Below are 13877 nucleotides of genomic sequence, written 5' to 3' on the forward strand. Positions count from 1 at the left end.
GCCCGGCCGGGAGACCCGGCCGGGCGCCTGCACGACTCCGCGCGTCCTGCCTTCAGGGACCACAAGGTGGCCCCGAAAGGCGGAGCTCAGCCCCCGAACTCCTCAAGGGCCTTGCGTGCCTCGGCCAGCCAGCCCTCGCGCGCGGCCACGGCTTCGTCGGCCTCGCGGGCCTTGCGCTCGTTGCCCGCCGCACGCGCCTTCTCGCCCTGCGCGCGCAACTTGTCGATCGACGCCTGCAACTGGTCGACGGTGGCCTGCGCACGGGCCCGGGCCTCCGGGTTCGTACGCCGCCACAGGTCTTCCTCCGCGTCCCGGATCGCCCGCTCGACCGCGTGCAGCCGGGCCTCCATCTTCGGACGCGCGTCGCGCGGCACGTGGCCGATGCCCTCCCAGCGCTCGTTGACCGAGCGCAGGGCCGCGCGCGCCGCCTTGACGTCCTCGATCGGCACCAGCGCCTCGGCCTCGACGAGCAACTGCTCCTTGAGGTTCTGGTTGTCGCGCTGCTCGGAGTCGCGCTCGGCGTAGACCTCGCTGCGGGCCGCGAAGAACACGTCCTGGGCGGCGCGGAAGCGCTGCCAGAGCTGCTCCTCGACGTCCCGTTGCGCCCGACCCGCGGCCTTCCAGTCGCGCATCAGGTCGCGGTAGCGCGCCGAGGTGTCGTTCCAGTCGGTCGAGGCCGACAGCGCCTCGGCCTCGGCGACCAGGCGCTCCTTGGTACGGCGTACACCCTCACGCTGCTGGTCCAGCTCGGCGAAGTGGCTCTTGCGGCGCTTGGCGAACGCGGAGCGGGCCTGCGAGAAGCGGTGCCACAGCTCGTCGTCCGTCTTGCGGTCGAGGCGCGGCACGGCCTTCCAGGAGTCCACCAGCGCCCGCAGGCGCTCGCCGGCCTGCCGCCAATCCGTGCTCTGCGACAGTTGCTCGGCCTCGGTGACGATCCGCTCCTTGGCGGCGTGCGCCTCCTCCTGCGCCTTCGCGCGCGCGACCTTGCGTTCCTCGCGGCGCGCGTCGACCACGCCGGTCAGCGCGTCCAGGCGCTTGACGAGGGAGTCGAGGTCGCCGACCGCGTGCGCGTCGACGATGTTCGCGCGCAGGTGCTCGATCGCCGTGGCCGCGTCCTTGGGAGCCAGGTCGGTGGTCCGCACACGCCGTTCGAGAAGCTCGACCTCGACGACGAGCCCTTCGTACTTGCGCCGGAAGTAGGCAAGGGCCTCGTCCGGGGAACCCGCCTGCCACGACCCGACGGAACGCTCACCGTCCGCGGTCTTGACAAAGACGTTTCCCTGCTCGTCGACGCGGCCCCACGGGTCGCTGGTCACAGCGGCCTCCTTCGATGCTGAATGCGGCGCACTTTACACAGGAGTCGGGGGCGGCGGGCGTGCCGCCGCCCCGTTGCGGACGGGAATTGGGCTGCATTTTCGGCTGGACGGAGCCCGAGCCGGGGTCAGGGCTTCTTGGTGACGGTCACGGTGTTCAGGACGACGTTCTCGTGCGGGGGGCCGTCGCTGCTCATGTTGGCGGTCCCGGCCGCGACGATCTTGTCCAGTACTTCCATGCCGCCCGTGATCCTGCCGAACGGCGTGTACTTGGGCGGCAGCGTGGACGCCTCCTTGACCAGGAAGAACTGGCTCCCGTTGGTGCCGGGACCGGAGTTGGCCATCGCGACGGTGCCGGCCGGGTACGTCGCGCCGGTCAGGTTCTCGTCCTCGAACTCGTAGCCCGGGCCGCCGCTGCCGGACGCCGTCGGGTCGCCGCACTGGAGCACGGCCATGCCGCCGGTGGTCAGGCGGTGGCACGAGGTGTGGTCGAAGTACTTCTTCTCCGCCAGGAAGTTGAACGAGTTGACGGTCTTGGGCGCCTTGGCGGCGTCGAGGGCGATCGTGATGTCCCCGCACGTGGTCTTCAGGACCATTTCGTACGCGGCCTTCGGGTCGACCGTCATCGGCGGCGCGCTCGGGAACGTCTGCGGGACCACGTCACCGGGCGCCGGGGCCGCACACGTCTTGGGCGCCGGGTTGGTCTGCTCCGGAGTCGGCTCCATGGCCGGGTTGTCCGCCGCGTTCGCCGCGTCGCTCTTCTTGTCGTCGTCGTTCATCGCCGTCGCGATCCACGTTCCGCCGCCCGCGACGACCAGCACGGCGACCACGGCGCCGATGAGCGCGTTGCGCTGCTTGGCCCGCGCGCGGGCCTCCTCCCGGCGTTGCTGCTGCCGCTCGTGCTTCGCGCGCGCGAGATGGCGCTGGCGCTGCTCCTTGCTGACCACCGCGTGTTCTCCTGGTTGGCTTGTCGTTGCTCGGGAACGGCCGGCTCGGATCACCGGCCCGGATGACCGGGTCTGAATACTGGGTCGGATCAGTCTTGTCGCTGGGTCTGATCGCTGGGTCTGATCGCTCGGTCGGGACGGCTCGGTCGGACTCCTGGTCGGCTGGCTCGTGCGCCCGGCGGGACGGGCCGGTTCGGTCGGCGGGCTCGCGTGACGCTGCGGTGTCCGTCGCCCGACCTTCGGAAGGCCGGGCGATCGGCCGGTCATCCTGGTCTCGACCTGCGGTGATGTACCGGCACGGCGAAAGCGGGCGACTGGCGCACAGTGTAGGCGCGCGTCCGGAACCGGTTCGCTAACCGCCCCCGCGCGCCGGTACCCTCGGACGAGGATTCCCACGTCCGCCGCATACTGCCGTCTGATCGTCCGCCCCGGAAGACCCTCGGGTCGTCGTAACGGGTTGCGATCTCCCTTCGAGACAGCCGAGGACCAACGTGATCATCGCCGGGTTCCCCGCCGGGGCTTGGGGCACCAATTGCTACGTGGTCGCCCCCGCGGCCGGCGAGGAGTGCGTGATCGTCGACCCCGGCCAGGACGCGTTCGACGGGGTCGAGGAGATCATCCGCGAGAACCGGCTGCGCCCGGTCGCCGTGCTGCTCACGCACGGCCACCTCGACCACATGTGGTCGGTCGTCCCGGTCTGCGAGGAGCACAAGGTGCCCGCGTGGATCCACCCGGACGACCGCGAGCTGCTGGCCGATCCGGGCAAGGGCATCTCGCGTGCGCTCGGGCAGCAGATCTTCGGCGGCATGACGTTCACGGAGCCCGACGAGGTCCGCGAGCTGACCGACGGCGCCAGGCTGGAGCTCGCGGGGCTGGAGTTCCAGGTGAGCCATGCGCCCGGCCATACCGAGGGGTCGGTGACCTTCGGCACCGGAGCGGACGCGGACATCCCGCCGATCCTCTACTCCGGGGACCTGCTGTTCGCCGGCTCCATCGGACGCACCGACCTGCCCGGCGGCGACCACGCGAAGATGCTGGCGTCGCTGTCCCGGGTGGTCCTGCCGCTGCCGGACGAGACCGTCGTCCTGTCCGGGCACGGCCCCCAGACCACGATCGGCCGCGAGCGCGCCACCAATCCGTACCTACAGGAGCTGGCGCCCGGGTCGGGACCTCGCCGAGGAATGTGACGGAACGCAAGACGTGAGTACCTTCTCCGCCCCCAAGGGCACCTTTGACATGCTCCCGCCGTATTCGGAGACGTTCAATCGCATCCGGATCCAGTTCGGCCTGGAGTTGCGCGACGCGGGATTCCAGTACATCGAGACCCCGGCGTTCGAGGACACCGGCTTGTTCGTGCGCGGCGTCGGCGAGTCCACCGACGTCGTCTCGAAGGAGATGTACACCTTCAACGACCGCGCCGGACGTTCACTCACCCTGCGGCCCGAGGGCACCGCGGCGGTCGTGCGGTCCGTGCTCCAGCACAACCTCCAGGCCCAGCGCCTGCCGGTGAAGCTGTGGTACTTCGGCTCGTTCTTCCGCTACGAGACGCCCCAGGCCGGCCGGACCCGGCAGTTCCACCAGGTCGGCGCCGAGGCGATCGGCAGCTCGGACCCGCTGGTCGACGTCGAGATGATCGCGCTGGCCGTCGAGGGCTTCCAGAAGCTGGGGCTGCGCGACTTCCGGCTGCTGCTCAACTCGCTGGGCTGCAAGGAGTGCCGTCCCGTCTACCGGGCCAGGCTCCAGGAGTTCCTGCGCGGGCTCGACCTCGACGAAGAGACGCGCGGTCGCATCGAGATCAACCCGCTGCGGGTGCTCGACGACAAGCGCCCCGAGGTGCAGGCACAACTCAGCGGCGCGCCGCTCATCACCGACAACCTGTGCGAGGCGTGCGCCGCGCACCACGCGTTCGTCCGGTCGATGCTCGACGACCTGAAGATCGCGTACGAGGACACCCCGAAGCTGGTGCGCGGCCTGGACTACTACGTCCGCACCATCTTCGAGTTCGTGCACGACGGCCTCGGCGCGCAGTCGGCGATCGGCGGCGGCGGCCGCTACGACGGCCTCGCGCAGGACCTCGGCGGGCCCGAACTGCCGTCCGTGGGCTGGGCGCTCGGCATCGGCCGCACCATGCTGGCGATGGAGGCCGAGGGCCAGGAGATCGAAATGGGCGCCGACTGCGACGTCTACGGCGTGGCCCTGGGCGAGGCCGCTCGCCGCGAGGTGTTCAAGCTCGTCACCGCGCTGCGCCTGGCCGACATTCCGGCGGACATGGCCTACGACGGCAAGAAGCTCAAGGGCGCGATGAAGGCCGCCGACCAGTCGGGCGCGCGCTACGCCATCGTCGTCGGCGAACGCGATCTCGCCGAAGGCGTCGCCCAGTTGAAGGACCTCACGACCGGCGACCAGACGGCCGTCCCCCTGGACGCCGTGGTCGACACCCTGAAGGAGAAGCTCCAGTGATCCGCACCCATGACGCCGGCACGCTCCGTGCGGAGCACGCCGGGACCACCGTGACGCTCGCCGGCTGGGTCGCCCGGCGCCGCGATCACGGCGGCGTGGCGTTCGTGGACATCCGGGACGCGTCCGGGACCGTCCAGGTCGTCTTCCGCGACCTGGACGCGGTGCACGACCTGCGCGGCGAGTACTGCGTCAAGGTCACCGGCGACGTGCGCATCCGCCCTGAGGGCAACGAGAACACCGAGATCCCGACGGGCGCGGTCGAGGTTCTGGTGACCGACTTCGAGGTGCTGTCGGAGGCGGCCCCGCTGCCGTTCCCGATCGAGGAGTACACCCCGGGCACGGTGAACGAGGAGGTCCGGCTGCGCTACCGGTACCTCGACCTGCGCCGCCAGCAGATGGCCCGCAACCTGCGGCTGCGCTCGCAGGTCACGCGGATCATCCGCGAGGTGCTGGAGGAGAACTCCTTCCTCGACATCGAGACGCCGTACCTCACGCGCTCGACGCCGGAGGGCGCCCGCGACTTCGTCGTGCCGGTGCGCCTCCAGCCGGGCACCTGGTACGCGCTGCCGCAGTCGCCGCAGTTGTTCAAGCAGTTGCTGATGGTCGCGGGCATGGAGCGCTACTACCAGATCGCGCGCTGCTTCCGGGACGAGGACTTCCGCGCCGACCGGCAGCCGGAGTTCACGCAGCTGGACGTCGAGATGTCCTTCTGCGACCAGGACGACATCATCGCGCTGACCGAGGCCCTGATCGCCCGCATCTGGCGCGAGGTGCACGGGGTCGAGGTCGAACTGCCGCTGCCGCGCATGGCGTACGCGGACGCGATGGCCAAGTACGGCTCGGACAAGCCCGACCTGCGGTTCGGCGTCGAGATCGCGGACCTGACGAAGTACTTCGCGGGCACCGAATTCCGGGTGTTCCAGTCGGAGTTCGTGGGCGCGATCGTCATGCCGGGCGGCGCCTCGCAGACGCGCAAGGAGCTGGACGGCTGGCAGGACTGGGCGAAGGCGCGGGGTGCGCGCGGGCTGGCGTACGTCCTGGTCGACGCCGAGACGGGCGAACTGCGCGGGCCGGTGGCCAAGAACCTGTCGGCGGAGCACCTCGGGGGGCTCGTCGAGGCGGCGGGCGCGGCGCCGGGCGACGCGATCTTCTTCGCGGCGGGACGGCGTACGTCCTCGCTCGAACTCCTGGGCGCGGCCCGGCTGGAGATCGGCAAGCGGTGCGAGCTGGTCGACGAGTCGGCGTGGAACCTGCTGTGGGTCGTCGACTTCCCGATGTTCGAGCCGATCGAGGACGACAAGGGCGTGTTCCAGGGGTGGCATGCGATCCACCACCCGTTCACGGCGCCTACGGCGGAGTTCCTGGACACCTTCGACAAGGACCCGGGGGCGGCGCTGTCGAACGCGTATGACCTGGTGCTGAACGGTACGGAGGTGGGCGGCGGTTCGATCCGTATCCACCGGGCGGACGTGCAGAAGCGCGCGTTCGAGGCCATCGGGCTCTCGGACGAGGAGGCGCAGTCGCAGTTCGGGTTCCTGCTGGACGCGTTCCAGTACGGCCCGCCGCCGCACGGCGGGATCGCGCTGGGCCTCGACCGGCTCGTGGCGCTGCTCGCGGGGGCGGACTCGATCCGCGACGTCATGGCGTTCCCGAAGACGGCCACCGGCGGCGACCCGCTGACGGGGGCGCCGACGCCGATCACGGCGGCGCAGCGGCGCGAGGCTGGGATCGACGCGAAGCCGAAGGACGAGAACGATGCGGAGGTTGCGGCTGCGGTTGCGGCGGCGGCCAAGGGCGACGCCACGGCTTAGCAGTGTCCCGGGGGTCCGCCGCTGCTGAGGCGGGCAACCCCGGCTGATGCTCTGGAAGATGGCCCGGTTCCCAAGGGTGGGGGCCGGGCCGTCCGTGCGTTTCGTCCTGGTCCGATGGGTGCGGCCCGCACGTCGTCGTGGCGTCCCACTTCGAGACGGCGACGGCCGGCTTTCCGTTGTGGCTGTGGGTGGGGCTGTGGACGAGGGGCGGGTGGATACACGTTTGCCGAAACGGTTCTCCACAGATTTCCGCCCGATTGCTTTCCGAGGTCGCGGGACTCCGTAGCGTTGTCGTCGTGCCCGGCAGACCGGCCGGGCGGGATCGACGGGGAGGCCAGTGTCATGCCGAGCACCAAGGCCGATAGAGCCGCCAAGGCGGTACGCAAGCAGGAGCGACAGGACCGGCAGCGGGCCAAGGAGGCGGACGCGCGCGCGGCCAGGCGCGGAGGCGGCAAGCGCGGCAAGGCGGATCGGGCCGACGCACCGAATCGGGCCGACGGAGTTCACCGGGATGACGGAGTCGACCGGGTCGAACGAGCCGAACGGGCCGGCCGAGTCGACCGGAGTGCCCAGGAGCGGACGCGGATCAGCGCGTTGCCGAGGGGCGCTTCGGCTCACCGTGCCGCGGAGCCGGCTTGCCGCAGACCGCTGTTCCTCCCGCGCGGCAGCCTGCGCCGCCGCGGCTGGACCGACAGCGGCATCGTGCGGTTCCTCGGCGAACCGGACGCGCACGCGCCGAATCCGGTCGTGCCGTCCGCCGCGCGCATGCGGCTCTACGACGAGGAGCGCGTGGCCGCCATCGAGGCGACCGAGACCTGGCGCGCATGGCGAGTCGCGTCCGAACACCGTCGCGAGGCCGCCCGCATCCGAGCCGAGGAACGCGCCCAAGAGCACGCGGAGCGCATCGCACGCACAGGCGTGTACGCCGAGTTGGCCTCCCATGTCGCGAACCGCTGAGCACCGCCCACACGTTCGCGCGCACGGCGCGCCTGACGACACGTCAATGTCCCTCCCATGCACGATCATGGGGCGGGGGACTCGGGACGGAGGACGCATGAGCACGACAGTGCACGTCAATTCGCTGCGCTGGTTCGCGGAGCAGGACGGCGGCGCCGAGTTCGTGAGATCGCACGGAGACCACCTCGCCGACGAAACGATCGTGCGTGCCCAGGCGTTGGCCTATCCCGACGCGATCCGGGTCGTCACCACGTTGCGTGAGGCGGGCGTCGGAGCCGACTGCTGGTTCACGCTGTCCGCGCCCGACACGGCACAAGGGCTGTTGGAGCCCGGCTCGGGCACCGCGTCGCTGGGCGGCCTTTCGCTGTCGGTCGGCGGCGAGCGCGAGCTGATATCCAGCCACGCCGCCGTCACGGGCCTCACCTGCACAGGGCCCGACGACGAGGCGATAGCCCGGGCAGCGGCGGCCATGGCGCGAGCGTTCGGACCCCAGGTTGTCTGGGACGACGGACTGGCCGACGTCATGCTCGTCGACTCCGACACGCCGATAGAGACCATCCGCGCCCGCTGGCAAACGAACTGACGCCACAGCGCATTCACCGAACACCACACGGCGCGCCCACGCGCCGAGCACGGGGGAGTACACCATGAGCGATTCCGTCATGCCCGTCACCGCCCAGACCGTCACCGGAGCCGTCCGTGCGGCCCTCGGCAGCGACCAGCGCGTCGTCTCCGTGCGGAGGTTGCCCGGCGGGAGCGGGAAGGCCGCGTACCGTCTCGGGCTGGCCGACGACTCCAGCGCCGTCGCCTACATCTGGCAGGAAGCGGAAAGCCACTGGCCGGAGTCGGGGGTCGACCGCGACGAGTCCGACCCCTTCGCGCCGACATCCAGTCTGGCCCTGTTCGACACGGCCCACCGCCATTTGTGCGCCGTCGACGCACGCGTGCCCGAGGTGTATCTGAGCGACGACACGCACACATACTTTCCCGCCGATCTCGCCATTGTCGAGGACATCCGCGGCCCCGCGCTCGCCACCATCCTGCGCGAACGCACCCAGCGCGCCGCACCGGTCATGGAACGGCTCGCCCACGTCCTCGACCGCATGCACGCCCAGACCTCACCGGCCTTCGGGCGACCGGCCGCGGTCGCCCGCGGGCGCCTGCCGCAGGCGGACTCGTGCGCCGAGTTGGTCCTAGAGCGCGCCCGCACGGACCTTGCCGAAGCGGCCGAGCGTGACCGTGCCATCGCGGTGGCGCACGACCGCCTCGCGGGCGCGCTGGGCACGCTGTACGCGGCGGTGGCGCCGCGCACCCGGCACTCGCTCGTCCACGGAGAACTGGCCCCGGAACACGTCCTCGTCGACGTGCGCGGCGAGCCGGTGCTGATCGGCATCGAGGGCCTGATGTTCTTCGACGCCGAGTGGGAGCACGTGTTCCTCCGGCTCCGCTACGACGACTACTACAGCAATCTCCACAACCCCGACCTCGACGAGACCCGCATGGCCTTCTACGGCCTCGCCATACACCTGTCCCTGGCGGCGGGCCCGCTGAGACTGGTCGACGGCGACCTGTCCGACCGCGACGCGCTGCGGGGGATTGTCGACCACAACCTCGACAAGGCCCTCCGCTTCGCGGCCTGAGGCTGCGCCGGACCTACGACGGGCGGTCGCTCGCGGGGGAGGTGGTAGCCCGCGGAGATCTGGGTACCCGTAGGGATCGACTTCAAGGAGGACGACCATGGACAACGTCGCCGCCCTGGCGCGCGAACACCTTCAGAAGGCCACGGCCTCCGAGCACGGGCGCAGCGCGCACCTGTTCCTGCACGAGGGACCGCTGCGCCAGACCGTGATCGCCCTGACCGCGGGGTCCGCGCTGGACGAGCACAACGCCCCGGTGGCCGCGAGCATCCACGTCCTGAGCGGATCGGTCCGGATCACGGCCGCCGGCGGCGACGTCGACGTGCCGGAGGGCTGCGTCCAGGCCGTCCCCCAGGAACGCCACGGCCTGACCGCCTTGGAGGACGCGGCAGTCGTCCTCACGGCCGTGACGGAGGTGGCGGAGTGACGACATAGGTCGGCGGCTGGGCGGTCACACGGCGGTTTTCGTCTCCGCGTTCCTACTCGCGGTGGCGCGGTGGCCCCGGGTGGGGAGTCCTCGTCACCCTATCCTCCTCACTCTCGGCGGCGGGCTCGGCTTCGGCTGAGGGGCCATGTCGCCAGCCAGCGGTAGGCGATGCGGACCGCGGGCGGGAGCAGGCGGTGGATGGCGGCCCGGCGTTCGGGCGGGGTGCCGTCCGTGAGCCAGGCGTACAGCGCCACTCCGCTGGTCAGGCCCAGCGGTTGACGCAGGGCGACATCGAAGTCCGCCCAGTCCCTCGGGGTGATCCGGTCGGCGAGGACCGGCAGCAGGGTGGCGTGCACGTGGTCGAGGTAGTCCGTCAGGGCGGCGTCCAGGACCGGCATGTACTCGGCCGTACGCCCGGCCGGGCCGCGGCCGGACAGGCACTCGTCCACGGTCTCGACCAACAGGACGAGTCGGCGCAGCCGCCGCTTCGTCTCGGCCGCCGCCCGGGCGTCCTCCCGTTCGCCGGGCGGCTCGCCCGCCGCATACGGGCGCAGGACGTCCGCCTCGGCCACGAGGTAGTCGGTGAGGCGGCGTCTGAAGTCCAGCCACGCCGGCGTGGTCACCGGGAAGCCGGTGCGTGACCAGGCGACGAGGCGGCGCACGTCCCGGCGCAGGGCGTCGTGGATGGCGTGGATCAGCAGCAGGTCGATCCGCGGATCGGCGGCGGGCTGGGTGCGGCGGGTGGGACCGGGGGCGGTGGGGTGCATGGTGGGCCTCCCGTGCATGGGTCATGCGTCCGAGCGGTGCCCGGCGACCGGTGTCCCGGGGTGGTCCGGGTGCCGGCCCTCGATCGCGGCCGGGTCGTCGGGCGCGACGAGAGCCTGCCCGGCCGTCGGCTTGCGGACCTGGTCCGCGAAGTACCAGCGGGAGAGGCGGACACGCAGCTTCTGCGCCGGTGTCGCCCGGCGGGACACGCCGTTCTCGTCCTGTTCGGGTCCGAGTTCGAGGGGGTCGTACTGCTCGTGGGCGGTGAGGACGTGGCGGGCGGTCGCGTCGAGGGGTTCGTGGACCTCGACGAAGCCGCCGTCCGGAAGCTTCTTGATCACGCCGGTCTCGCGGCCGTGCATGATCTTGTCGCGGTCGCGCAGTTGCAGGCCCTTGCACAGCCGCACGGTGACCACGTAGGCCAGGGGTGGCGCGACGAGCAAGGCGACGCGTCCGATCCAGGTGATCGTGTTGATCGACAGGTGGAAATGGGTGGCGATGATGTCGTTGCTGCCGCACACCCAGAGCACGCCGTAGGCGGCGATCCAGGCGACGCCGAGCCCGGTGCGCACCGGCATGTTGCGCGGCCGGTCCAGCAGGTGGTGCTCGCGTTTGTCCCCGGTGATCCAGGCCTCGATCCACGGGTAGGCGCCCAGGATCGTGAACAGGATGCCCGGGACGACCACGGCCGGGAGCAGCACGTTGAGGCTGACCGTGTGGCCCCAGGCGGTGACCTCCCAGTTGGGCATCAGCCGCAGCGCGCCCTCCAGGAACCCGATGTACCAGTCGGGTTGCGAGCCGGCGCTGACCTGGCCTGGATGGTAGGGACCGTACGACCACACCGGGTTGATCTGGACCAGCCCGCCCATCAGCGCGGTGATGCCGAAGACGATGAAGAAGAAGCCTCCCGCCTTGGCCACGTACACCGGCATGAAGGGCTGGCCGACGACGTTGCCCTCGGTCCGTCCGGCACCGGGGAACTGGGTGTGCTTGTGGTAGAAGACCAGGATCAGGTGGATCGTCAGCAATCCCACCATGAGCGCGGGCACCAGCAGTACGTGCACGGTGAACAGCCGCGGGATCGCGTCGTCCCCCGGGAACTCCCCGCCGAACAGGAAGAAGTGCAGGTAGGTGCCGATGATCGGGATGGCGAGGACGACGCCGGAGGCGATCCGCAGGCCGGTGCCGGACAGCAGGTCGTCCGGCAGCGAGTAGCCGACGAAGCCGTTGAGCAGCGCCAGGATCAGCAGGATGAAGCCGAAGAGCCAGTTGACCTCGCGCGGCTTGCGGAACGACCCGGTGAAGAAGTGCCGGAACATGTGCACGAACAGCGCGGCGATGAAGACCAGTGCGGACCAGTGGTGGACCTGCCGGATCATCATGCCGCCGCGGACGTCGAAGCTGATCTCCAGCGTCGATTCGTATGCCCGCGACATGTGCACCCCTTGCAGGGGCACGTAGGAGCCGTCGTAGACGACCTCCTGCATGCTGGGCTCGAAGAAGAAGGTCAGGAACACGCCGGTCAGCAGCAGCGTGATGAAGCTGTACAGCGCGATCTCGCCGAGCATGAAGGACCAGTGGTCCGGAAAGACCTTCCGGATGTACTTGCCGCCGCCGCGGTAGAGCCCCAGCCGGGAGTCCAGCGCGTCGACGCGGCGGATGGCCTTGGAGTCCGGTATCGGGGCTCGGACGGGCTCGGCGCTGCCGCGGGTCGCGGGTGCCGGTTCTCGTACGCTCACGCGGGGTCTACCTCTCCAGTTCCCGGATGACGGCGGCTGGTGGTCGGAGGGCGGGGGACGGCGGCTGGTGGTCGGAGGCTGAGGGGCCGGGGCGACGGCGCCGGGGGTCAGGAGTGCGCCGGGACCAGCGGCTCGACACCCGCGGGGGACTTGTCGGACGCGGAGTCCGTGCCGTCGGGGCGACCGGTGTTCATCAGGACGGCCACGAGGACCGCGCCGACCGCGAGGATCCCGGCGGCCCAGGAGGCCGCGGTGGCGAAGCCCTCCACGGCCGCCTGCTTGGCGAGCGCGGGGCTCGGGCCCTCGTCGGCGTGCGACGCCAGGTAGTCCGCGGTGGCGCTGGTGGCGAGGGTGTTGAGGAGCGCGGTGCCGATCGAACCGCCGATCTGCTGCGCGGTGTTCACGCTGGCCGAGGCCACTCCGGCGTCCTCGGCGCGTACCCCGTGGGTCGCGTAGTTGAGCGCCGTCGGCATGATCAGGCCCGCCCCGAGGCCGGTCAGGATCTGCGTGACCAGCACGCCGCTCGCGTACCCGGTGTCAGGCTCGACGGTGTTCATCCACACCATGCCGACGGCGCCGAGCAGCATGCCCGGGACGATGAGCGCCCGCGGCGGGACCTTGGGCAGCAGCCGGGTGGTCAGCCCGCCCGCGGACACCAGCACCGCCATGGCCATCGGGAGGAAGGCGACGCCCGTCTTGACCGGCGAGTAGTCCTTGACGACCTGGAGGTAGAAGGTCATGAAGAGGAACGCGCCGAACATCCCGACGACCGCGAGGCCGACGCCCAGGTACGCCCCGGCGCGCGTGCGGTCGGCGACCACCCGCAGCGGCAGCAGGGGCTGGGCCACCCGGCTCTCGACGTACGCGAACGCGGCGAGCAGTAGAGCACCGGCGGCGAGCAGGCCGATGACCGCGGCCGAGCCCCAGCCGTCCGCCTCGGCGCGGCTGGTGCCGTAGACGATCGCGACCAGGCCGCTCGTCACCAGCACCACGCCCGGGATGTCGAACCGGGCCTTGCCGGGGCGGCGCGACTCCGTCAGGAGCGTGTACCCGCCGAACGCCGCGACCAGGGCGATGGGGATGTTGATGTAGAGGCACCAGCGCCAGTCGAGGTAGTCGGTCAGCGCCCCGCCGGCCAGCAGGCCGATCGCGCCGCCGGTCCCGGCGATGCCGCCGAGGACGCCGAACGCCTTGGCGCGGTCCTTGGGCTCGGTGAACATCACGGTGATCAGGGACAGCACGGACGGCCCGAGCAGCGCGCCGAACGCGCCTTGCAGGGCGCGGGCGATCAGCAGCATCTCGAAGTTGCCGGCCGCGCCGCCCAGCGCCGACGCCCCGGCGAAGCCGAACAGCGCGATCAGGAACGTTCGCTTGCGTCCGGTGTAGTCGGCGATCCGCCCGCCGAGCAGCAGCAGGCTCCCGAACGCCAGCATGTAGGCGGTGATGACCCACTGCCGGTCACCGTCGGAAATGGCCAGGTCCTCCTGGAGCGACGGCAGCGCGATGTTCACGACCGTGCCGTCGAGAATGATCATCAGCTGGGCCAGTCCGATGAAGAACAGTGTGACCCAGCGGCGCGGATTTACCTCCGGGCCCTGCACCGATTCGGTTGCCATGCCCTCGTCCTCACTGACGTGTTGCGCACCACGCGAGCGGATCGTGCACGTGGTGTCCCGACACATCCGAGACGGAAGAGGGCGGCCGAGTGTGACATGGGGGTTATGTGACCTGCGCCACTGCACCGCGGTGTCGTGCGCGTCGGCCCTGGTCAGCGACGTGCGCAAGGGCGCGCGGACATGTGCGGCGCGCCCGGAGTGGACC

General features: G+C 70.9%; 12 protein-coding genes. 7 read left to right on the forward strand and 5 right to left on the reverse strand.

What is annotated here, in order from left to right:
• Positions 1–86: 86 nt before the first annotated feature.
• Positions 87–1316: a DUF349 domain-containing protein gene (locus tag ACRX5S_RS00710; RefSeq protein ID WP_436770677.1), complete on the reverse strand. Its 1230-nt coding sequence runs from the start codon at positions 1314–1316 to the stop codon at positions 87–89.
• 125 nt (positions 1317–1441) lie between these two features.
• Positions 1442–2260 carry a peptidylprolyl isomerase gene (locus ACRX5S_RS00715; protein WP_436770678.1) on the reverse strand — a complete coding sequence of 273 codons (819 nt, stop codon included), beginning with the start codon at positions 2258–2260 and terminating at the stop codon, positions 1442–1444.
• 491 nt (positions 2261–2751) lie between these two features.
• Here ACRX5S_RS00715 and ACRX5S_RS00720 point away from each other — a divergent pair, with 491 nt between their 5' ends.
• The 7 genes from ACRX5S_RS00720 to ACRX5S_RS00750 all read left to right on the forward strand — a co-directional run bounded on the left by ACRX5S_RS00720 (position 2752) and on the right by ACRX5S_RS00750 (position 9552).
• Positions 2752–3447, forward strand: coding sequence for an MBL fold metallo-hydrolase (locus ACRX5S_RS00720; RefSeq protein WP_436770679.1), 696 nt, complete (start codon positions 2752–2754; stop codon positions 3445–3447).
• Between the two features lie 13 nt (positions 3448–3460).
• Complete coding sequence (gene hisS / locus ACRX5S_RS00725; protein ID WP_436770680.1) at positions 3461–4720, forward strand: histidine--tRNA ligase; 1260 nt, start codon at positions 3461–3463, stop codon at positions 4718–4720.
• Positions 4717–6531, forward strand: coding sequence for an aspartate--tRNA ligase (gene aspS, locus ACRX5S_RS00730; RefSeq protein WP_436770681.1), 1815 nt, complete (start codon positions 4717–4719; stop codon positions 6529–6531). Before hisS ends, aspS begins: the two co-directional genes overlap by 4 nt.
• Before the next feature lie 342 nt (positions 6532–6873).
• Positions 6874–7488, forward strand: coding sequence for a hypothetical protein (locus ACRX5S_RS00735; RefSeq protein ID WP_436770682.1), 615 nt, complete (start codon positions 6874–6876; stop codon positions 7486–7488).
• 97 nt (positions 7489–7585) lie between these two features.
• Entirely contained in the window at positions 7586–8071 is a 486-nt protein-coding gene (locus ACRX5S_RS00740; RefSeq protein ID WP_436770683.1) for a hypothetical protein, read from the forward strand.
• Positions 8072–8135: 64 nt separating this feature from the next.
• A complete protein-coding gene (locus ACRX5S_RS00745) occupies positions 8136–9128 on the forward strand; it encodes a phosphotransferase family protein (protein ID WP_436770684.1) in 993 nt (330 codons plus the stop codon).
• A 97-nt stretch (positions 9129–9225) separates the two neighbouring features.
• Positions 9226–9552 (forward strand): cupin, encoded by a 327-nt coding sequence (locus tag ACRX5S_RS00750; protein ID WP_436770685.1) that lies wholly within the window; start codon positions 9226–9228, stop codon positions 9550–9552.
• A 107-nt stretch (positions 9553–9659) separates the two neighbouring features.
• Here the strand turns inward: ACRX5S_RS00750 and ACRX5S_RS00755 are convergent, their stop codons facing one another.
• From ACRX5S_RS00755 to ACRX5S_RS00765, 3 genes are all read right to left on the reverse strand, one after another.
• Positions 9660–10319: a hypothetical protein gene (locus tag ACRX5S_RS00755; RefSeq protein WP_436770686.1), complete on the reverse strand. Its 660-nt coding sequence runs from the start codon at positions 10317–10319 to the stop codon at positions 9660–9662.
• A 21-nt stretch (positions 10320–10340) separates the two neighbouring features.
• Positions 10341–12056 carry a cytochrome bc1 complex cytochrome b subunit gene (gene qcrB, locus ACRX5S_RS00760; protein WP_436770687.1) on the reverse strand — a complete coding sequence of 572 codons (1716 nt, stop codon included), beginning with the start codon at positions 12054–12056 and terminating at the stop codon, positions 10341–10343.
• 107 nt (positions 12057–12163) lie between these two features.
• Entirely contained in the window at positions 12164–13672 is a 1509-nt protein-coding gene (locus ACRX5S_RS00765; RefSeq protein ID WP_436770688.1) for an MFS transporter, read from the reverse strand.
• Positions 13673–13877: the final 205 nt, after the last annotated feature.

The organism is Yinghuangia sp. YIM S09857 (assembly GCF_051388915.1).
Classification (GTDB): domain Bacteria; phylum Actinomycetota; class Actinomycetes; order Streptomycetales; family Streptomycetaceae; genus Yinghuangia.